Origin of the sequence: Demequina sp. NBRC 110053, from assembly GCF_002090095.1 — a bacterium.
GTDB lineage: Bacteria > Actinomycetota > Actinomycetes > Actinomycetales > Demequinaceae > Demequina.
Genome location: NZ_BBRJ01000002.1, coordinates 1340077 through 1359212, shown reverse-complemented (window position 1 = coordinate 1359212; position 19136 = coordinate 1340077). Strand labels below are relative to the sequence as shown.

Below are 19136 nucleotides of genomic sequence, written 5' to 3'. Positions count from 1 at the left end.
CCCTCAGGCGTGCGCGCGCGGTGGGAGCGGGCCGCTGGGCCTCAGGCGCGAGGCGTTCTTACCGAACCAGTCCGTCGAGCATCAGATCGAGCCCGACCGCGAACCCATCGCCGGGTGGAGGCGAGTCGAAGTGCTGGCGCGCGTGCGCCCGGACGTAGGGGAAGGCTGTCGCGGAGATGCGGGCGAGGGTGTCATCGGCCTGGTCGCGCAGCGCTTCCAGGTCGGCGAAGCCGATGGCCTGCCACGAGTACCCGAAGACGTGCCCGTCGAGCACGTGCTGGGCATGGAAGGCGAGCTCAGGTGGCACGCCGCCATGGTCGAGATGGGCGAGCATCGCCTCGATCACGTGCAGCCTGGACTCGCCGCCATAGGTGATGGGCAGGGCGAAGAACCAGGGGTGGGCAAGCATCGCGCGATGCGCCGAGCCGCACACACGGTGCAGCGCGGCGCGCCAGTCAGTCTCGTCACGGGCGAGGTCGACCTGCTCCCAGACCCGGTCCACCAGGCCGTGATGGATGTCGTCCTTGTTGGCGACGTGGTGGTACAGGCTCATCGCCTCGACCCCGAGCGCCTCGCCGAGCCGGCGCATCGACAGCGCCCGCAGCCCCTCCTCGTCCGCGATGGCGATGGCCGCGTCGATGACGGCTGCGCGCGAGAGGACGCCTCTGGCCACCGCGACCTCCCGAACCCTTGACTGACTTACAGCGTAAGTGTACCGTCGTCTCGTCCCTTACACCGTAAGTCAAGGAGGCGCTCATGCGCGCCGTTGCCTACCACCGCTACGGATCCAACGAGGATCTTCGAGTGCTCGACGTTCCGACCGTCGAGCCCGGACCGGGTGACCTGCTGATCCGGGTCGCAGCTGCCGGGCTCAACGCCTACGACTGGCATCAGTACCGGGGCGAGCCGCTCATCCTGCGGGCCTCCGAGGGCTGGAGAGTGCGCGAGCCGCGCATCCTGGGGGCAGACCTCGCCGGCACCGTCGAGGCCGTCGGCACTGACGTGACCGGCTGGGCGACGGGCGACCGCGTGATGGCGGAGATCGGCACCGGCGCATGCGCCGAGTGGGCGGTCGCGAGCGCCGATGCGGTGGCCAGGATCCCCGATGACGTCAGCTTCGAGTCCGCGGCAGCGACGCCCATGGCTGGCTTGACCGCGCTGCAGGCGCTTCGAGACACCGCGGCGCTCGTAGGCGGGGAGGACGTCCTCGTGTGGGGCGCCTCCGGCGGGGTCGGGCACACCGCGGTGCAGGTGGCCCGCGCGCTCGGTGCCCGTCGCGTCGCGGCGGTCTGCTCGAGTCGCAACCGCGAGCTGGTCGAGCGCCTGGGGGCGGACCGGGTCTTCGCGTACGACGAGGCCGAGCGCCCCGACGGAACCTACGACGTCGTGATCGACACGGTCGCGACCGCGGCACTGCGCGACCTCCGCGCGCTGCTCTCGCAAGGCGGCCGGGTCGTGACCGTCGGGGCGGTCGCTGGTGGCAGGCTGCTGGGACCAGGAGGCCCGCTGGTACGCCGGCAGATCGGCGGCAGGCTCACGGGCGTCGACCACGGGATGATGCTCGCGAAGGTCGTTCAGAGCGACCTGGCCCAGCTCGCTGACTGGCTCGCGGACGGCTCGCTGACGCCCGTCGTCCAGGAGACGTATCCTCTCGACCGCGCCGCCCAGGCCTGCCGGGTGCTCGAGGACGGGCACGTGGCGGGCAAGCTCGTCATCGCCGTCGGCGACTGAGCACTGCCGCTCGGCTCGCAGCACGCGGCGGTCCCCCTCGCCCGCCACCCTCGAGACCAACGAAAGGGATCCACGTCGCTGGCTCGAGGGCCTGGATCAGCGATTCGGATCCCTTTCGCCGGATGTGGGGGGCGTTGCTGCGGGTGCACAGGTGGCATCCACTGCTGGCGCGCCGCTCCCCAGCGTCGCTGCACCAGGTCTCAGCGAACTCCCAGGCAGGGGTGTGAGACTGAGGACATGCCAGACCGACGCATCCTCGTGGTCGACGACGAGGACAACCTCCGCACCATGCTCGCCGCCGCCCTCAAGTACGAGGGATACGCCGTCGCGCAGGCCCGCGACGGCGCCGAGGGCCTGCGTGCGGTGCGCGAGGGCCAGCCGGACCTCATCATCCTCGATGTGATGATGCCGACCATGGACGGCTTCGCCATGTGCCGCCGGCTGCGCGAGGGAGGCGACAGGACACCGATCATCTTCCTCACCGCCAGGGACTCGGCCGCAGACAAGGTCGAGGGGCTCACCATCGGCGCCGACGACTACCTCGACAAGCCGTTCAACCTCGACGAGCTGGTCGCGAGGGTCGAGGCGGTCTCGCGGCGAGTCGAGCGGTCGCCCTCGGCGGCGGACACCTACGCCGTGGCCGATCTGGTGCTCGACGACGTCGCTCACCGAGTCACCCGCGGCGGCGTCGAGATCCATCTGTCACCCACCGAGTACCGCCTGCTCGGCCACCTCATGCGCAACGTGGGCCGGGTCCTCTCGCGCGGCCAGCTGCTCGAGGCGGTGTGGGGCTACTCAGCCGACGACGATCCCGGCGTGGTCGAGACGTACATCGGATACCTGCGCCGCAAGGTCGACACCGTCGAGCCGCGGTTGATCCACACCGTGCGCGGCGCGGGATATGCGCTGAGGGTGCCGTGAGCGAGGAGCCGATGCGCGTGCCTAAGCGGCGCGGCATGTCGCTGCGGGCTCGAGTCATCGCGGGGTTCGGGGCGATCGCGGCCGTCGCCATCGTCGTCGCCGTCATCGTCACCGCCTCTACGACGAGCTACCAGGTGGATCAGCTCGATGACCGCCTCGCGAGCTTCGCCGGTCCGTCGTCCATCGATCAGCCGATCCAGGATCTGCGTGGCGGGCCTCCTGGCGACCTCGACCGGCCGTCGGATGCCTTTCGCGGCTACGTGAGCGCCGACGGCCAGGCGTACGTCTTCCTCAGGCCCAACGTCGAGAACGCGCCCGAGTCGCTTCCGCACATCGAGGTGGCCGCGCTCGACCCCGACCAGGCGACCTACCTCACCGTGCCGGCCGAGGCGGGCGGCGGCGAGTTCCGCGTGCTCGCGCGGCCAGCGGGCAACGGCTGGGACATCACGGCGATGTCCATGGACGACGTCAACGCCGCCATGCAGCGCCTCATCACCATCGAGGCCATCGGCATCGCGCTGATGCTCGCGGGCCTCGCCGTCGTCGCGTGGTGGGTGATCCGACTGGGAGTGAACCCCATGCGCCGCATGGTCGACGCGTCCGCGCGCATCGCCGACGGCGACCTGGCGGTGCGGCTCGAGGGAGCCGGGTCGGGCAGCGAGTCCGCCGAGCTCGCCGCCTCGCTGAATGCGATGATCGGCACGCTGACGTCGTCGCTCGAGGAGCGCGAACGCTCGGAGATGCGCCTGCGGGAGTTCGTCGCGGACGCCTCCCACGAGTTGCGCACGCCCCTCACGACGGTGCTGGGCTACTCGGAGCTGCACCGCCGCGGGGCGCTGCGCCTGAAGGCAGACCAGACCGATGCGTGGTCGCGCACCGAGGCGGAGGCGTTGCGCATGAAGCGCCTCGTCGACGACATGCTCGAGCTTGCGAGGTACGACGCCGAGCCCGAGCTGTCGCTCGAACAGATCGACCTCGCCGCGCTCGTCGCCGACACCGTCGCTGGCGCCGTCGCTGCCTTCCCCGACACGACCTTCGAGGTGTCGAGCGATGCCGCGGCAGTCGTCGCCGATCCCGACCGCCTGCGACAGGCGCTCCTCAACGTGCTCACCAATGCCGCGACTCATGGCGGCACTGAGGTCACCGTCACCGTCGCGCAGCTCGACGCCGGTGCACGCGTGACGATCGCCGACGATGGGCCAGGGATGTCCCCCGCCATCGCCGCCCGAGCGACGGAGCGGTTCGTGCGCGGTGACGCCTCGCGTCAGCGTGCGACGGGCGGGGCCGGCCTTGGCCTCGCGATCACGGCCGCCATCGTCGAGGCGCATGGCGGTGCGCTCGCGGTCGACTCGATCGAGGGAGCCGGCACCACGGTGACCTTCACGCTGCCGCGCGGCTGAGCCACCGCATCGGCGCCGCGGCGTCGACTCCGGCCCCGATTCCTGGGCACGGGTCCCCGCGCATGATGTTGTCGGGTCCCTGCCAGGGGGACGGAGCGCCTACCGAGGCCGGTCGTGGAAGCCGCCCGCATCGACCCGCCACTCGCGCGTGGGCGCGAGCGCTTCGACGAACTCGGCGTCGTGGCTCACGACGAGGAGCGCGCCACGGTAGTCCTCAAGCGCCTCGATCAGGTGCGCTCGCGAAGCGAAGTCGAGGTTGTTCGTGGGCTCGTCGAGGATCAGCAGCTGCGGCGCAGGCCGCGCCAGCAGCACCGATGCGAGCGCCGCCCGGAACCGTTCGCCACCCGACAGCGTGCTCGCGACGGCGTCGCCGCCGCTGCCGCGGAACAGGAAGCGCGCGAGCGCCTCACGCACCTCATGAGGCGACGCGCCCGATGCCGAGGCCCGGACGTTCTCAGCCACCGTCAGCGACGGATCGAGCACGTCGAGACGCTGAGGGAGGAGGCCCACCGGGACATCCACGCGCGCCTCGCCTGAGCGCGGCGCCACCGTGCCGAGCAGGGTCTCGATGAGAGTGGTCTTGCCCGCTCCATTGCGTCCCGACAGGATGATCCGCTCGGGCCCCTGGATCGCGGCGCGCACCACCGTGCCCGTGCGCAGCTCGACGTCCGCGAGCGTCGCGACGTCTCGCCGCGCGGGCACCGCGGTGCCTGGCAGCTCCACTCGGATCTCACGGTCGCCGTCGGCCGCCGCCCGCGCGACGTCGAGTCGCTCGCGCGCGTCGGCAAGCCGGTCCTCGTGGACGCCGGTGACTCTGGCCATCGTGACCTGGGCCTGACGCCGCTTGCCGCCGACGAGGATCTTCGCCGCGTTCTCGGCCTTGGCTGCGCCCGCCTTCGAGCGCCGCGCTGCGCCCTCGACGTGCGCGCGGAGCTCGCGGTGCTGCCGGCTCACGTCGGCACGCGCGGTGCGCAGGTCCTGCTGGGCGGCGGCCCTCTCGACCGCCAGAGCCTCCTCGTACGCGTCGATCGCGCCGCCGAACCACCGCAGCGATCCGCGCCGCAGCTCGCCAATCGCGCCCACTCGCGCCAGCACTCGGCGATCGTGCGACACCACGAGCGTCGCGCCAGGGCGGGCGGCCAGCGCCTCGATCACGTGGCGGGTCGCCTCCCCATCGAGATTGTTGGTGGGCTCGTCGAGCAGCAGGACGTCGGGCCGGGCGTGGAGCGCCGCGGCGAGCGCGAGGCGCGTGATCTCGCCGCCCGACAGCTCGCCCACGGTGCGCTCGAGCGTGTCGGGAGGCAGCCCGAGCGACGCGAGCGTCGCGGCGGCGCGCTCCTCCGCATCCCAGTCATCGCCGATGACGTCGAAGTGGTCCGGATCCGCGTCGCCCGACTCGACCGCGCGAATGGCGGCGCGAACGCTCTCGAGCCCCATGACCGCATCGGCCCTCCGCTCAGCGTGCAACGCGACGTCCTGCGGGACGTAGGTGACGGACGCCGGGCGGGAGAGGGAGCCCGCGGACGGCTCGAGGTCGCCGGCGAGCAGGCGCAGCAGGGTCGACTTGCCGACGCCGTTGGCGCCTACCAACGCGCTCAGGCCCGAGTCGACGGTTCCGGTGACGCCGTCGAGCACCGGCGTGCCGTCGGGCCAGGAGTAGGAGAGCTGAGTGAAGGACAGGGAAGGCATAGGTTCTCGCAATGCGTCTGGGAGCGGAGTGCGCGTGGCCAGACTGAGCGTCTGGCGAACCTAGATCTTCAACGGATCGTCCTCACGGTCGGGGGGTGCGACAGGTCAAGGGTACGCGACGCCCGAGCGCTGGTCACCACGGCATCGGCACGTCGGTGATGCGATGCGCATCGTCGGGCAGGTGCGGCAGGTCGTCCCCATCGCCTCGGATGCAGAGCCACGTGAGCGCACCCTCGCTGTCGGGAAGCGCGCGCCACGTGCGCATCACGCCCTGTCCCACGCGGATCGCGGTGCCGGGACCGACGTCGATCACGTCGTCGTCAAGCCCCATCTGGCCCGCCCCGGTCAGGAAGATGTACAGCTCCTCGTCCGAGGTGTGCGCGTGCCAGTAGCCCGCCTCCTCCCCCGGCACCAGGGAATTCGCCGTGACGCCGATGAACTGCATCGGCAGCTCGTGGTCGAGGACGCGGCGCCCGTCGCGCGAGCGGTCGGGCACGAAGCCACCGAAGTGCTCGCGCCACTGATCCAGGGGTCCCATGTCGATGCGCTGGTAATCGGTCATGGCTCCGAGTCTGGCATGCGCGGCAGCGCGCCCCCCTCCCACGCTCGAGGAGCGAGGCGCCGTCAGGCGAGCTTGGCCTTCACGTAGGCCACGGCGGCATTCGCGTGGCCGTGGCCCATGCCGTGCTCGGCCTTGAGCTGCTCGACCACCTCCATGTGGCGCTTGCCCGCATCGAGCTCCGCGGCGATCAGGTCGAGCCAGTCCTGCATGGGGCGGCCGTACTTCTTCTCGATGCTCGGAAAGTACGAGGCGGGTCCCTTGACCTTGACGTCCGGGTCCAGCTCGGGGGCCACCACGCGGTGGCCCCCGGCTGGGGTGTCGGCGGTCGTCACGCGAGCACCGACTCGAGGCGCGCGTACGAGGTCTCCATGCCGTCGACCATCCCGGTGCCGATGACCATGTCGCGCACCTCGGCGCTCGGATAGGTGATGACGAGCGTGAGCAGGGTGCCGTCCGCGTGAGGGGTGAGCGTGAGCTCGTTGATGCTCGGCTCCCCTTCCATGCCGATCATCCGCTCGGTGGTGACGGCGCGGAAGGGAGCCTCCACCTCGAGCAGCTCGCCAGTGAAGCCGAAGGGCTCGCCCTCCGTTCCCTCGTCGGGCGCCCACTCCTGGCGGAACGTCTGCCCCACCTCGGTCGCGGGCTCGGCCACCGGCATCGACCACCCGTCAGGACCGAGCAGCCACTGCTTCATCAGCTCGGACTCATGGTGCGCGCGCCAGACCAGCTCGACCGAGCCCCTGATGACGCGGGAGACGCGGATCTGCGTGTCGGACAGGACCTGCAGCTCCGCGCCGTTGCCGGCCGCGAAGGAGGCGAGATCCGCGAGCACCTCGTCGATCTGGCCCATGGCGGACGTCATGCCCTCCTCCATGCCCATCTCGAGCAGCTGCTCGAGCTGCTCGGCGGTGCCGAACCATGTGGTGGTGGTGAGCCGTGACCCGCCCTCGTGGTCCTCGAAGGAGAAGGTCATGCGCATGCTCGGCATGTCCGTGTTCTCCTCGCCGTCATCGGTGGCGAAGCCGTCGCGCACCTCGAAGGAGTGGCCCGGATCGACGGACAGGAACTCCCAGAACCCGCCGGACTTCTCGCCGTCGGGGCCGGTCATGTAGTAGGCGCTGCGCCCACCGGGGAAGACGTCGTGGCGGGTGAAGGTCGCTGGCCATCCCTCCGGACCCCAGAACTTCTCGATCTGCCGGGGGTCGACGTAGGCCTCCCAGAGGCGCTCGCGGCTCGCGGCGAAGTCCGCGATGACGGTCATCGTCAGGGACCCGGGGTCCTTGTTGACAGACGTGATGGGCATGATCGTGCCTTTCGTGAGAGGTGCGGCTAGTCATCGCTGGCGAGCAGCGCGTCGAGCTTGTCGATGCGCGTCCGCCAGATCTGCTCGTAGCGGTCAAGCAGGGCTTGTGCCCGGCGGATCGCCTCGGGATTGCCGCGAACCTTGCGCTCACGGCCATGGGGATGCTTGGTCACGAGACCGGCTCCCTCCAACACCGCGACGTGCTTCTGCACCGCCGCGAAGGACATCTGGTATTCGGAGGCGAGCTCGGAGACCGAGGCCTCTCCTCCCAGGGTGCGACGCACGATGTCGCGGCGCGTCGCATCGGCGAGGGCCCGGAAGATCCGGTCCACCTCGTCGTCGGTAAGGTCTGCTTGTACAACCATTTGGTTGTACATTACGACGGGCCGACGCGCGTGTCAAGAGTTGTGTCGAACGTCGGCCCGCTCGTTCGTCAGGATGGTGACGGGGCCGCGCGGCCCCGACGAGGAGGCACGCATGAAGTACGTGATGATGATCATCCACGGGGACGACGAGCACTCGGCCGCCGACGAGGCGAATGCGCCCACCATGGACAGCTGGTTCGAGTTCGCGCGCGGTCGCGGCGCCTACGACCTCGGGGTGCGGCTCGACGAGAGGGAGGCGGCTCGCACGGTGCGCGTGCGTGACGGAGCGACCCTCGTCACCGACGGCCCCTTCGCCGAGACTCGGGAGTGGATCGCCGGGTTCGCCCTCATCGAGGCTGCCTCGTTGGAGGACGCGATCGACCTTGCTCGTCGCAATCCCGCCGCGCATGGGGGCCGCGTCGAGGTGCGCCCTGTCCACAGCTTTGGCGGGCCCATCATCGGCGAGGACTGACTGCCACACGGCGCAGACCTGGGAGCCTCAGCGCAGCCAACGCGCGCCATACCGCGGCAGCGTGACCTCGACAGCTCCGTCCTCGCCCACCACGACCGCGTCCGGCACACCCTCGCCGGTGTGCAGCGCGTCGCGCAGCTCGGTGCCCTGAGCGATGTCGCTGACCAGGAAGGTCGCCTCCACGGGACGCGAGCCCAGGTTGTGCACGGCCACCACGCTCTCGCCGTCGAGGGAGGACTGATGCACCAGCAGCGCCGGCTCGTCGGTCTCGATCCACCGCACCTGCCCGAACCCCAGGTGCGGGGCCTCGCGGCGACGGCGGATCAAGAGCTGCATGTGCGTCAGCAGTGAGTCCGGGTCCTCCACCTGCGTGTCGACGGAGACATGGTCGGGCCCGGACGGACCGGCAGGCATCGGAGCCGGCATGTCCGCCTCGTCCGCCGTCGTGAAGCCTCCTCCGGGGCCTGGCGACCACTGCATCGGCGTTCGCACTGCGAGCCGGCCAGGCACCTCGAGGTTCTCGACCATGCCGATCTCCTCGCCGTAGTACAGCACCGGCGTGCCGGGCAGCGAGAACAGAAGCGAGTAGACCATGCGGATGCGATCCATGTCGCCGCCCAGCATGCTCGGCAGTCGTCGGCGCAGCCCACGGCCGAACAGCTGCATGTCCGGGTCCGGGCCGAACGCCGCGAACACCTCCTCGCGCTCGGCATCGGTGAGCTTGTCGAGCGTGAGCTCGTCATGGTTGCGCACGAAGGTCGCCCATTGGCCGTCGCGCGGCGGCGCTGGACGCTGCTCGTAGGCCCGCCGCACGGCACCGGCGTCCTCGCGGGCGAGCGACAGGTACATCGCCTGCATCCCGGGGAAATCGAAGGCCATCATGAGCTCGTCACCGCCGTCGCCGAAGTACGGCATCAGATCCTCGTGCGGCAGATTCACCTCGCCCAGCAGCACGGAGCCGCCGGCACGGCGATTCATGAAGGACGCCAGCGACCGCAGGAAGTCGTGGGGGTCCGGCAGGCCGGCCTGGTCACGCGCGCCATCCGTCTCGAGCAGGAACGGCACCGCGTCCACCCTGAAGCCCGACAGTCCGAGCTCCATCCAGAAGCCCATCACGCGGGCGATCTCGTCGCGCACCTCAGGATTGGTCACATTGAGGTCGGGCTGGTGCTTGTAGAAGCGATGCAGGTAGTACTGCCGGGTGCGGCCATCGCGCTCCCAGAGGCTGTCCTCCTTGTCGGGGAAGATCACGCCCTGCGGGCCGTCGGCCGGCGGCTCGTCCCGCCACACGTACCAGTCGCGCTTGGGATTCGACTTCGACGAGCGCGACTCGACGAACCACGGGTGCTTGTCCGACGTGTGGTTGACGACCAGGTCAGCGATCACCCTGATGCCGTGCTCCTTCGCGGTGCGCATGGTCTCGACGAAGTCGCCCAGCGTCCCCAGTCGTGGGTCGACGCTGTAGTAGTCCGTGATGTCGTAGCCGTCGTCCCTCTCCTCCGTGGGATAGAACGGCATCAGCCACAGGCACGTCACGCCCAGGCGCGCCAGATGCTCGATGCGGCTCGTCAGCCCAGGGAGGTCGCCGATCCCATCGCCGTTCGAGTCCTGATAGGTCTCGACGTCCAGGCAGTACACAGCAGCGTTCTTCCACCACAGGTCGGCGGTGCGCGAGGCTCTCACGCGCTCACCCCCACCTGCGGCAGCACGTGCTGTCCGAAGGCATCGATGAAGGCCTCCTGCTCCTGTCCGACATGATGGAGCATCACCGCATCGAAGCCGGCCTCGACATACTCGCGGAGCCATTGGGCGTGGCGGTCCAGGTCGGCCGAGATACGCACGACGTCGTGCATGTGACGGGGCTCCACGTGCTTGGAGACCTCGTCGAAGTGGGCGATCTCCGCCAGATCCCAGCACACCGGCGGTGCGAACACATTGGAGCGCCACTGATCGTGGGCGATCGCGAGCGCCTCGTCGTCCGTGGGAGCCCAGCTGAGGTGCAGCTGCAGCGTCACCGGGCCGCGCCCGCCCGCCTCGCGGTAGGCGTCCTTGATGCGCGCGACCCCGCGCGGATCGATGCCGACCGTGATGAGTCCGTCCGCCCACTCGGCGCACCACCGTGCCGTCTCCTCCGAGACGGCGGCCCCCACCAGCGGCGGCGGCTCGGTGGGCAGCGTGAAGAGCCGGGCACGATGCACGGTCACATGGCCCTCGTGACTGACCGTCTCGCCCGCGTGCAGGGCTCGGATGATGTCCACGCTCTCGCGCAGCCGCTCGCTGCGGTGCTCCTTGCGGGGCCACGCGTCCCCCGTGATGTGCTCGTTGGAGTTCTCGCCCGTGCCGAGCGCCGCCCAGAACCGGCCGGGGAACATCTGGTCGAGGGTCGCGATCGCCTGCGCGACGATCGCGGGATGGTAGCGCTGTCCGGGTGCATTGACGACGCCAAAGCGTAGTGACGTGCTGGCGAGCGCTGCACCGAGCCACGACCACGCGAACCCGGACTGGCCCTGTCGCTCCGACCACGCCGAGAAGTGATCCGAGCACATCGCCGAGGTGAACCCCGCCTGCTCGGCTCGCTGCACGTCGGCGAGCAGCTGACGTGGCGAGATCTGCTCGTGCGAGGCGTGGAATCCGATGTCAGCCATGACCGTGCCAACTCCTTCCGACCTGGGGTTATGCCCCCAGCCCCGTCGTCACCCCTCGGCGAGCGAGTAGAGCCGCTGCAGCTCGTCGAAGTGCGCGTCGCTGAAGACCTGAGCCGGCCGCTCGCCCGCGAGCCACTGCTCCAGACGGTCCAGGTGCCAGTGCCAGCCGGCCGCGAAGTCCGGATCCCTGGGGTCCGGCGCGAGGTGGTCGAACGTCAGCAGCGAGCCGCCATCGCCCTCCTCATCGATCATGAGGCACACGTGCCATCTGCCTCCCGGTCCGCCCCACGCGTACTCGAGCACGCGCGGCTCGTCATAGGCGAGCACGTCACCGGACGAGGTCTCGCCGTCGACATCGAACTCCACCGTGCCACCGGGACGACGCTCAAGGGTCATGCGGAACGCCCAGGCGTCCGTCGCATCGGCCTCCGTGACGGCCGCCCACACCTGCTCGGGGGAAGCAGCGAGCGATCGCTCGAAGCGCAGCACGGCCACGCCGTCGAGCTCGATCACCCGACCCTCGTCGGCTGGATCGATCGGCCTCGAGTGACCAGGAGCCGAGGCCTCAGGACCCGAGGCCTCAGGACCCGTGTCGACGGGAGTCGCATCATCCATGCTCGCCAGTCTGCCGCAGCCGGGAACCTGCCGCACTGTGAGCGGGCGCGAGGTCTACGCTCTCACCATGACAGTCGCTACCTCCCTGGTGGTGATCCTCGCCGCCGGCCTGGCCGCGCAGGTGCTCGCAGCGAAGCTGAGGATCCCGGCCATCGTCGTGCTCATCGCGGTGGGTCTGGTGCTCGGTCCCTTCACGGGGATCGTCGACGTGCCGTCAGAGTCCGAGGACGTGAGCGCGATCATCGGCCTGGGCGTCGCCGTGGTGCTGTTCGAGGGCGCGATGGATCTGCGCCTGCGGGAGATCGAACGAGTGGGCAAGGGCATCCGACGTCTCACGCTCCTGGGGCCACCGATCGCCATGATCCTCGGGGCATCCGCCGCGCACTGGGTGGGGGGATTCGAGTGGCCCGTCGCCTGGGTGCTCGGCGCACTGCTGGTCGTGACAGGTCCGACCGTGATCATCCCGCTGCTGCGCCAGGCGCGCCTGGGCAAGGAGTCCGCGGCGCTGCTCAAGTGGGAGGGGATCATCAACGACCCCATCGGCGTGCTGCTCGCCTATCTCACGCTCGTGTACGTGATGATCCAGGACGCGGACGTGGAGGCCGACCTGCAGTTCATCACGGAGGCCGTGGGCCTCGCGGCGGTGGTCGTGATGCTGCTGGGAGCGATCGTCGTGTCCGTGGTGCTCGGCGGCGGCGTCGGCTACGGCGTGGGGGTGCTGCTGCGGCGCGGCCTGATCCCCGCGCACCTGCGCTCGCCGCTGCTGCTGGTGCTCGTGCTCGTCGTGTTCTCGCTCGCCGACCAGGTGGTCTCGGAGTCAGGGCTGCTCGCCGTCACGCTGATGGGGCTGGTCCTGGGCAACATGCGCCTCGCGGACCGCGAGAGACTGCTCGACTTCAAGGAGTCCATCAGCGTGGTGGTGCTGTCGGGCCTGTTCATCGTCATCCCCGCTCAGCTCGAGCTCGAGCAGCTCGCAAGCATCGACTGGCGCACATTCGCCTTCATCGCGGCGCTGATGTTCGTGGTCCGACCCCTCACCGTCGCGCTGGTGACCATCCGCTCGCCCATCCGCTGGCAGGACCGGGTGCTGCTGGGCTGGATCGCCCCTCGCGGCATCGTCGCCGCCGCCACCGCCGGCGTGTTCGGCCCCGAGCTCGTCGCGGCTGGCTACGAGGACGGCGACGCCTTCCTGCCGACCGTCTTCCTGGTGATCATCTGCACGGTGCTCGCGCACGGGTTCTCGATCGGCTGGCTGGCCAGGAGGCTGGGGCTCGCGTCGGGCGAGTCGAACGGGCTGCTCATCGTGGGCGCCTCGCCATGGACGCAGTCGCTCGCGGACGCCCTTCGCAGCCTCAAGGTCGCGGTCACGGTGGCGGACGGGTCCTACCAGCGCCTGCAGCCCCTGCGCATGCAGGGGGTCCCCACCTACTTTGGCGAGGTCCTGTCGGAGCATGCCGAGCGTGAGCTCGACCCCTCGACGCTCAGCTACGCCCTGTGCGCGACCGACAACGACTACTACAACGCGCTGGTCGCCCGAAGCTGGGGCGCGGAGCTGGGGTACCACCGCACCTTCATGATCGCCACGCACGGCGAGTCCGCGCACGAGGAGCGCCGCCTCCCGTTCGAGAGGCGCGCATCCTTCGCGTTCGATGGCCGGTGGGACTACGTCGAGCTGAACGACCGGGCGAGCCAGGGCTGGTCGATCCACACCACCAGGCTCACCTCGGACTTCGGCTGGACGCAGTGGCAGGAGCGCCAGCGCGCGCGGGGGGTCGAGTGGATGCTCGTAGGCGAGGTGGGTGCGCTCGGCAGCTTCCGGCTCTACTCCGACGAGCAGAGGTTCACGCCCGAGGCCGGCGCGACAGTGCTGTACTTCTCTCCCAGCCAGTCCAAGCGTGAGCGTGCTCTCGAGCGGGAGTCGTCCGCGCCGTCGGCACCCTCGGAACCGGGCGTACCCGACTCGACCCCGGCCGGCTGAACCAGGCCCGCTGGCTCAGCCTCGTCGACTCAGACGTCGGCGGCGACGCGCTCGATGACCTGTGCGTACTGCTCGGTCTCGACACAGCCGGGGATGGCGAGCCGCCCACCCACCACCGTGAACGGCACGCCGGTGGCGCCCAGCTCGCGCGCCTGGGACTCGTCGGCGAGCACGGACGCGGCATAGTCCTCGCCATCGAGCACGCGCGCGGCCAGGTCGCGATCGAGACCTGCGGAGACAGCCGCGGCGATCAGCTGGTCGTGGCTCGACAGATCGACCTCGCCGGCGAAGTGGCCGCGTTGGATGGCCTCGCGCACCTCGAGGCCGAGTCCGGCCTCCGCTGCGGCGGCGATGAGCCGGTGCGCGTCGAAGGTGTTCGCCGTCACGCGGTCGGACACGTAGGGCAGGCCCTCCGCACGGGCGAGCGCAGCGACGCGCTCGTCCATCTGCTGCGCCTGCTCCGGCGGCACGCCGAACTTGCGCGACAGCATCTCGAGCACCCGCTCGGGCCTGTCCTGGCGCGGGTCGAGCTCGAAGGCGTGCACCACCAGCTCGATGGGCAGCCCGGTGCGCAGGGCGGCGTCGCGCAGGCGAGCCTCTCCCACGTAGCACCACGGGCACACGATGTCCGCCCACACGTCGATGCGGAGGGGTCCAGCGGCGGCGTCGTCGTTCACGGAGGTCTCAGTCGTCTCGGTCACGCCACCCGAACGCGCGGGCGCACGCGGGGATTCCACGTCACCCCGCGTACCCGTCGTCCGCTCCCACGGAGCTCACCGCGGCATCCATGATCCGGTACGCGTTCGCGATGATCGTCAGCACCGGGTTGACGCCGCCGTTGGTCACATGTGCCGAGCCGTCGACCACCAGGAGGTTGTCGTGACCCCACACCCGGCCGTACGGGTCGAGCACGCTGGCCGCTGGATCAGCTCCCATGCGGCAGGTTCCCGCCTGGTGCTGCCCGACGCTCGGCCCTTGGCCGAGCGTCCGCGCGGCGAGAGGCACGACGGTGGCCGCACCGGCGGCGCGCAACCACTCCTGAGCCCGCGTGGTGAGGAAGGTCTGGACCCTGAGGTCCTCCGGGTGGACGTCGCCGCCGAACCGTGCCACTGGCATGCCCACCGCGTCCGTGACGCGGCCGTCCAAGGTGACACGCGCATCGGCCCTGGTCATCTCCTGGACCGGCCCGACCACGCGCTGCAGGCGAGGAAGGAGGTGCGCGAGACCGGTGAGCAGCTCCTCGCCGCGGTAGGGCAGCAATCCCGCGTCCTGCAGGGTGCTGAGGGCCGATGCGGGGGTCGGGACGAAGTCGTTCGCGAGCATTCCGCCGCCCACCAGGCCAGGGTTGGCGTGGCGGAAGTCGGTGGTCGCGATCCCCGGCCCCGGCCCGAGGCCATCCTCGGTGGGTTCGGCGAAGACTCCGATCGCACCCGCATAGATGTGCGCCTGGAGGTGGCGTCCCACCTGGTCTTGGTTGTTGCCGATGCCGGCCGGCTCGCGGTCGGTGGGACTGGCGAGCAGCAGGCGAGCGGTCTCGACGGCACCGGCCGCGAGCGCGAACTCGGTGGCCTCGACCGTGGTCTCCCAAGGGCCGTGCCGGTCGTGGCCGCGCAGGACGACCCCGGTCACGCGGTCGCCGCTGGCGGCGACCAGCCGCACGGCCTGCGCGCCGGAGACGATGGTGAGGCGACCGGTGCGCCCCGCCCTGTGGAGAGTGGTGTTGTGCGATCCGGCCTTCGCACCGACCGGGCAGGCGAAGCCCACGCACTGCGAGCACCGCACGCACGCCGGACGGCCGCGGTACGGCTCGGAGTTGATGAGCAGGGGCACATGCTGGGTGCTCCAGCCCAGCCGCTGCGCGCCCGCATGAAGGCGCTGGGCGGCGGCGTTGCGGGGCATGGGCGGCAGCGGATACGGGCTGGAGCGTCGGCCTTCGCTGACCGCGTTGCCGGAGGCGCCGCTCACGCCCCATTCGAACTCCGCATGCGCGTAGTAGGGCTCCATGTCCTCGTACGTGACGGGCCAGTCGGCGAGCGCCGAGCCCTCAGGCGCTCCGTAGGTCGAGGCCATCCGGAAGTCCTCGGGGCAGAACCGCCACGCCTGCGCCCCATACACGCGCGTCCCGCCCCCGAGCGTCATCGCGTTGTTGCCCCAGCGCGGGTCGGACGGGTCGAGCTCCGCCCCGTCGGCGCCGATGCGCGGGTTGCCACCGATGGGCGGTCCCGACAGCACGTCGAGCCGGGAGTCGGAGCGCGGATTGCGCAGATGATCGGTCGCGAGCGCCGCCGTGGTGGGGACGTCACCACGCTCTACCACGAGGACCGTGCGACCCGCCTCGGCGAACTCCTGCGCGGCCACTCCGCCTCCCGCGCCGGAGCCGATCACGACGGCGTCGTAGCGGCGCCTCAGCTCAGTGCGGGGTGTGACGCAGGCGAGGACCTCGTCCGGCAGGTCGGCACGCTCTGCGTGCCTGCCGGCGGCGTCGCGCCAGCCGATCGACCTCCATGTGGCGGGCCGCGACACGTGGACCTGCGCGATCAGGCGTGCGAGCCAGCGTGCGTCCGGGTCGTGCGCGAGAGCGGCCGCGTCGGAGCCCTTGGCGCGGCGGTCGAGCTCGGCGAAGCGGCGCGCCCAGTCAGGGTGGTCGGTGCGCAGGACGTGCGCCACCTCGGCGACGGTGCCGTCCTGGCGTGCTGCGCGGCTCTCGGAGGCGGGGAGGATCGCGTCCGCCCAAGCGGCGAGCGCATCGTCATCGACCCCCGTCATGTCGTCAGCCTAAGCCGCCCGCGTGACGACCACGTTTCGTGGCGGGGCCGGCCCGAGGGAGCATCGTCCCTTCGCCCTCCCCACCCGCGAACCTGCGCGAGTTGGGCCCAACTCGCGCGTCTAGGCGCTTAAGCGAGCGAGTTGGGCCCAACTCGCGCAACTGCGGCGGGAGGAGCCGTGTCAAGAACTCTTGACATGGTGTCAGGCGTGGCTTACATTCTCCGTGTCAAGAACTTTTGACATCGGGAGGGGACATGACCTACGAGCACAAGCTCCAGTGGGCCTACGGGTTCGCGGCGGGCGCCACCACGCTCGTCTACGTGATCTGGCTGGCCATCCAGCTGGGTGACACCGCAGCAGCTCAGGTGAACTACGTGCCCGCGCTGCTGTGGACGCTGCTCGCGTCCTTCATCGTCCACGCGCTCGGCCGCGGCATGGCCTACGGCCGCCCGCAGGATCGCCGCAGCGACGAGCGCGACCGCGCCGTCACCACCCGCGGCGACGCGCTCACGTTCTACGTCTTCTCGGCCCTCGCCGCCGTGCCGCTGGCGCTCGGCCTGCTGCAGGTCGAGCCGTTCTGGATCACCAACACCCTGTTTCTCGCCTTCGCGATCGCAGCCGTGTTCGGCGTGATCGCCAAGTCCGTCCTGTACGCGAGAGGGGCGTGAGCGCGATGGAGTTCTCGCAGCGCCACACACTGGTCGGGACACTGCTGAGCCTGGCCGCCGTCGGCACCTACCTGGTGATCGTCACCGTGCGCGCCATCAGCGACGGGCTGCCGTTGGCCGAGGTGGCGTGGCAGGGGCCGATGCTGTGGTGCGTCGGCCTCGGGGCCGCCGCCTACGCCGTGGTGTACGCGGTGGTGCGGTGGCAGCACCGCGGCCAGCGGCTCGAGGACGAGCGCACCCGCGCGATCGAGCTGCGCGCCGAGTTCGCCTCGAGCGGGCTGACCGGCCTGGGCGTGCTCGCCGCGATCGTCATGCTCGCGCTCGACGTGGACGCGTTCTGGGTCGCCAACACGCTGCTGCTCGTCACCTGGCTCGGCTCCCTCGCCGGCGCCGCGACCGCGATCGCCGCCTACCGGGAAGGACTCGATGCATGACCGAGCACGCCTACCGCGAGCCCGCCGAGGACGAGCGCGGCCCCATGACGCTCGACGAGCGCTCCGTGTGGGTCTACCTGGTCGTCCTCATCGCGACCACCGTCACCTACGCGGCCGTCGTGATCCCGCGCGCGCTGGCCGGGCCCATCGAGGACGTCGAGTGGGTCGTGCCCATGATCTGGGCGATCGGCATCTCCATCGTCGGCACGGTGGTGGGCTCGATCCTGGGCGCGATCGGCAGTGCCGTGGGGCTCGCCGCGCGCGGCCGCGACCCCGAGACCGACCTCAGTTCCGACGAGCGCGACAAGGAGATCGAACGCCTGGGCAATCGCAGCACCCAGGGCGTCATCGGCGCCGGGATGCTCGCGGCGCTCGTCCTCGCGATGGTCGACGCGGACAGCTTCTGGATCGGCAACGCGCTGTTCGTGACCGGCGCCATCGCGGGCCTGGTCGAGACCATCGTCAAGATCCGCGCGTACAGGAGAGGCTTCTGATGGGCCGCTCCACCAAGGTCACCAACTCCATCCGAGCCCTCCGGTTCGCGCATGGGGAGATCACTCAGGCCGATCTGGCGGAGCGCATCGGCGTCACCCGGCAGACGGTCATCGCCATCGAGCAGGGCCGCTACTCGCCCTCGCTCGAGATGGCCTTCCAGATCGCGCGCGCCTTCCAGGTGCCGCTCGATGACGTGTTCCAGTACCCCGAGCTCGACCACCCCGAGGAGGAGCAGGCCTAGGCCGCCCTCGGGGCTCACTCCCCTTCCACCACTCAGGTCACGGCACGTGACCTCTAGCGAGTGCACCCTTTGCCAGGGTGCGACAAGGAGAAGACATGACGACCACCGACACCATCCGCACCGCCCGCGGCACCGGCCTCGCCTACCTGGGGCTCGGCCTCAGCGGCATGCTGGGCTTCCTCGTGGTGCGCCCGCAGCTGTTCACCGACGACCCCGCCGAGACTCTCGGCAACCTCGCCGACCGGCCCGAGCTCGCCGCGGCCGCCGTGGGCCTCGAGATGCTCACCGTCCTCACCCAGGCGCTCGTCGCGGTGTGGTTCTACCGACTGCTGCGCGACGTCCGCCCGGTCGCCGCCTTCGCGGTCGCGACCTTCGGGCTCATGAACGCCGCCGCCATCATGACGTCAGGCGCGGCGATGGCGACGGCCGTCGCCATCGCCGGCGACCCGGGTCTCGTCGGGACGGCCGATGCGTCGACGGCCGTTGGCACGCTCGTCCAGCTGAGCACGGGGGCATGGGGCATGGGTAACCTGTTCTTCGGACTGTGGCTGATCCCGATGGGCTGGGTCGCGGTCACGACGCGCCGCTTCCCCGTCGTGCTCGGGTGGCTGCTGATCGCCGGTGGAGCCGGCTACGTGGCGTCCGGCCTGCTCGCGTACGGGGTCGCCGATGCGCCCGGCGCGCTCGTGGAGGGCCTCGCCTATGTCGCGACCGTGGGCGAGTTCTGGATGATCGGCTACCTGCTCGTCAAGGGCATCCGGCCCCGCGAGGCCGCACGCGCATCGGCCCCGTCCCCGTCCTCGACCTCAGCCGCCGTCGCGCGCGGCTGAGGCGTCCTCACCAGGAGCACC

General features: G+C 70.6%; 21 protein-coding genes. 10 read left to right on the top strand and 11 right to left on the bottom strand.

Translation table 11 applies throughout. The features are described from left to right. Window positions 1-58: 58 nt before the first annotated feature. Window positions 59-673: a TetR/AcrR family transcriptional regulator gene (locus tag B7K22_RS06455; protein WP_084039135.1), complete on the bottom strand. Its 615-nt coding sequence runs from the start codon at window positions 671-673 to the stop codon at window positions 59-61. Window positions 674-756: 83 nt separating this feature from the next. Between B7K22_RS06455 and B7K22_RS06450 the strand changes: the two genes are divergently transcribed. From B7K22_RS06450 to B7K22_RS06440, 3 genes are all read left to right on the top strand, one after another. Then, window positions 757-1731 (top strand): NAD(P)-dependent alcohol dehydrogenase, encoded by a 975-nt coding sequence (locus B7K22_RS06450; protein WP_084039134.1) that lies wholly within the window; start codon window positions 757-759, stop codon window positions 1729-1731. A 237-nt stretch (window positions 1732-1968) separates the two neighbouring features. Further along, entirely contained in the window at window positions 1969-2652 is a 684-nt protein-coding gene (locus B7K22_RS06445; RefSeq protein WP_084039133.1) for a response regulator transcription factor, read from the top strand. Between the two features lie 17 nt (window positions 2653-2669). Then, entirely contained in the window at window positions 2670-4052 is a 1383-nt protein-coding gene (locus B7K22_RS06440; protein WP_234983335.1) for a cell wall metabolism sensor histidine kinase WalK, read from the top strand. Between the two features lie 99 nt (window positions 4053-4151). On the opposite strand, the gene B7K22_RS06435 is transcribed toward B7K22_RS06440, so the two are convergent. From B7K22_RS06435 to B7K22_RS06415, 5 genes are all read right to left on the bottom strand, one after another. Next, a complete protein-coding gene (locus B7K22_RS06435) occupies window positions 4152-5741 on the bottom strand; it encodes an ABC-F family ATP-binding cassette domain-containing protein (RefSeq protein ID WP_084039131.1) in 1590 nt (529 codons plus the stop codon). Window positions 5742-5874: 133 nt separating this feature from the next. Next, window positions 5875-6303, bottom strand: a complete 429-nt coding sequence (locus B7K22_RS06430) for a cupin domain-containing protein (RefSeq protein WP_084039130.1) — start codon at window positions 6301-6303, stop codon at window positions 5875-5877. Between the two features lie 62 nt (window positions 6304-6365). Further along, window positions 6366-6584 carry a DUF4287 domain-containing protein gene (locus B7K22_RS06425; protein ID WP_144276365.1) on the bottom strand — a complete coding sequence of 73 codons (219 nt, stop codon included), beginning with the start codon at window positions 6582-6584 and terminating at the stop codon, window positions 6366-6368. A 47-nt stretch (window positions 6585-6631) separates the two neighbouring features. Further along, window positions 6632-7606, bottom strand: a complete 975-nt coding sequence (locus B7K22_RS06420) for an SRPBCC family protein (RefSeq protein WP_084039128.1) — start codon at window positions 7604-7606, stop codon at window positions 6632-6634. A 26-nt stretch (window positions 7607-7632) separates the two neighbouring features. Next, window positions 7633-7971, bottom strand: a complete 339-nt coding sequence (locus tag B7K22_RS06415; RefSeq protein ID WP_084039127.1) for a metalloregulator ArsR/SmtB family transcription factor — start codon at window positions 7969-7971, stop codon at window positions 7633-7635. A 112-nt stretch (window positions 7972-8083) separates the two neighbouring features. Here B7K22_RS06415 and B7K22_RS11855 point away from each other — a divergent pair, with 112 nt between their 5' ends. Next, entirely contained in the window at window positions 8084-8443 is a 360-nt protein-coding gene (locus B7K22_RS11855; protein ID WP_234983334.1) for a YciI family protein, read from the top strand. Between the two features lie 27 nt (window positions 8444-8470). On the opposite strand, the gene B7K22_RS06405 is transcribed toward B7K22_RS11855, so the two are convergent. Genes B7K22_RS06405 through B7K22_RS06395 form a run of 3 tightly spaced genes read right to left on the bottom strand, consistent with a single transcriptional unit; the run spans window position 8471 to window position 11703 of the window. Then, window positions 8471-10126, bottom strand: coding sequence for an alpha-amylase family protein (locus B7K22_RS06405; protein ID WP_084039126.1), 1656 nt, complete (start codon window positions 10124-10126; stop codon window positions 8471-8473). Beyond that, a complete protein-coding gene (locus B7K22_RS06400) occupies window positions 10123-11088 on the bottom strand; it encodes a TIGR03885 family FMN-dependent LLM class oxidoreductase (RefSeq protein WP_084039125.1) in 966 nt (321 codons plus the stop codon). The genes B7K22_RS06405 and B7K22_RS06400 overlap by 4 nt, the downstream gene beginning before the upstream one ends. A gap of 48 nt (window positions 11089-11136) precedes the next feature. Beyond that, window positions 11137-11703, bottom strand: a complete 567-nt coding sequence (locus tag B7K22_RS06395) for an SRPBCC family protein (protein WP_084039124.1) — start codon at window positions 11701-11703, stop codon at window positions 11137-11139. A gap of 67 nt (window positions 11704-11770) precedes the next feature. Between B7K22_RS06395 and B7K22_RS06390 the strand changes: the two genes are divergently transcribed. Further along, complete coding sequence (locus tag B7K22_RS06390) at window positions 11771-13681, top strand: sodium:proton antiporter (protein WP_159448787.1); 1911 nt, start codon at window positions 11771-11773, stop codon at window positions 13679-13681. 29 nt (window positions 13682-13710) lie between these two features. Here the strand turns inward: B7K22_RS06390 and B7K22_RS06385 are convergent, their stop codons facing one another. After that, window positions 13711-14382: a DsbA family protein gene (locus B7K22_RS06385; protein ID WP_159448786.1), complete on the bottom strand. Its 672-nt coding sequence runs from the start codon at window positions 14380-14382 to the stop codon at window positions 13711-13713. A 37-nt stretch (window positions 14383-14419) separates the two neighbouring features. Continuing rightward, window positions 14420-16447 carry a GMC family oxidoreductase gene (locus tag B7K22_RS06380; protein ID WP_084039121.1) on the bottom strand — a complete coding sequence of 676 codons (2028 nt, stop codon included), beginning with the start codon at window positions 16445-16447 and terminating at the stop codon, window positions 14420-14422. A gap of 254 nt (window positions 16448-16701) precedes the next feature. Between B7K22_RS06380 and B7K22_RS06375 the strand changes: the two genes are divergently transcribed. The 5 genes from B7K22_RS06375 to B7K22_RS06355 all read left to right on the top strand — a co-directional run bounded on the left by B7K22_RS06375 (window position 16702) and on the right by B7K22_RS06355 (window position 19115). Next, window positions 16702-17115 carry a hypothetical protein gene (locus B7K22_RS06375; RefSeq protein WP_084039120.1) on the top strand — a complete coding sequence of 138 codons (414 nt, stop codon included), beginning with the start codon at window positions 16702-16704 and terminating at the stop codon, window positions 17113-17115. Further along, entirely contained in the window at window positions 17112-17549 is a 438-nt protein-coding gene (locus tag B7K22_RS06370) for a hypothetical protein (protein WP_144276271.1), read from the top strand. Before B7K22_RS06375 ends, B7K22_RS06370 begins: the two co-directional genes overlap by 4 nt. Beyond that, window positions 17546-18043, top strand: a complete 498-nt coding sequence (locus B7K22_RS12065) for a hypothetical protein (protein ID WP_159448785.1) — start codon at window positions 17546-17548, stop codon at window positions 18041-18043. The genes B7K22_RS06370 and B7K22_RS12065 overlap by 4 nt, the downstream gene beginning before the upstream one ends. Next, window positions 18043-18285: a helix-turn-helix transcriptional regulator gene (locus B7K22_RS06360; RefSeq protein WP_084039118.1), complete on the top strand. Its 243-nt coding sequence runs from the start codon at window positions 18043-18045 to the stop codon at window positions 18283-18285. The genes B7K22_RS12065 and B7K22_RS06360 overlap by 1 nt, the downstream gene beginning before the upstream one ends. 95 nt (window positions 18286-18380) lie before the next feature. Further along, window positions 18381-19115 (top strand): DUF4386 domain-containing protein, encoded by a 735-nt coding sequence (locus B7K22_RS06355; protein ID WP_084039117.1) that lies wholly within the window; start codon window positions 18381-18383, stop codon window positions 19113-19115. The last annotated feature ends 21 nt before the right edge of the window (window positions 19116-19136 follow it).

Coding starts and splice junctions, on each gene's coding strand:
- B7K22_RS06435 (WP_084039131.1), bottom strand. CDS start 5,741: ATGCCTTCCCTGTCCTTCACTCAGCTCTCCTACTCCTGGCCCGACGGC.
- B7K22_RS06430 (WP_084039130.1), bottom strand. CDS start 6,303: ATGACCGATTACCAGCGCATCGACATGGGACCCCTGGATCAGTGGCGC.
- B7K22_RS06360 (WP_084039118.1), top strand. CDS start 18,043: ATGGGCCGCTCCACCAAGGTCACCAACTCCATCCGAGCCCTCCGGTTC.
- B7K22_RS06420 (WP_084039128.1), bottom strand. CDS start 7,606: ATGCCCATCACGTCTGTCAACAAGGACCCCGGGTCCCTGACGATGACC.
- B7K22_RS06355 (WP_084039117.1), top strand. CDS start 18,381: ATGACGACCACCGACACCATCCGCACCGCCCGCGGCACCGGCCTCGCC.
- B7K22_RS12065 (WP_159448785.1), top strand. CDS start 17,546: ATGACCGAGCACGCCTACCGCGAGCCCGCCGAGGACGAGCGCGGCCCC.
- B7K22_RS06395 (WP_084039124.1), bottom strand. CDS start 11,703: ATGGATGATGCGACTCCCGTCGACACGGGTCCTGAGGCCTCGGGTCCT.
- B7K22_RS06375 (WP_084039120.1), top strand. CDS start 16,702: ATGACCTACGAGCACAAGCTCCAGTGGGCCTACGGGTTCGCGGCGGGC.
- B7K22_RS11855 (WP_234983334.1), top strand. CDS start 8,084: ATGAAGTACGTGATGATGATCATCCACGGGGACGACGAGCACTCGGCC.
- B7K22_RS06400 (WP_084039125.1), bottom strand. CDS start 11,088: ATGGCTGACATCGGATTCCACGCCTCGCACGAGCAGATCTCGCCACGT.
- B7K22_RS06390 (WP_159448787.1), top strand. CDS start 11,771: ATGACAGTCGCTACCTCCCTGGTGGTGATCCTCGCCGCCGGCCTGGCC.
- B7K22_RS06415 (WP_084039127.1), bottom strand. CDS start 7,971: ATGGTTGTACAAGCAGACCTTACCGACGACGAGGTGGACCGGATCTTC.
- B7K22_RS06380 (WP_084039121.1), bottom strand. CDS start 16,447: ATGACGGGGGTCGATGACGATGCGCTCGCCGCTTGGGCGGACGCGATC.
- B7K22_RS06445 (WP_084039133.1), top strand. CDS start 1,969: ATGCCAGACCGACGCATCCTCGTGGTCGACGACGAGGACAACCTCCGC.
- B7K22_RS06450 (WP_084039134.1), top strand. CDS start 757: ATGCGCGCCGTTGCCTACCACCGCTACGGATCCAACGAGGATCTTCGA.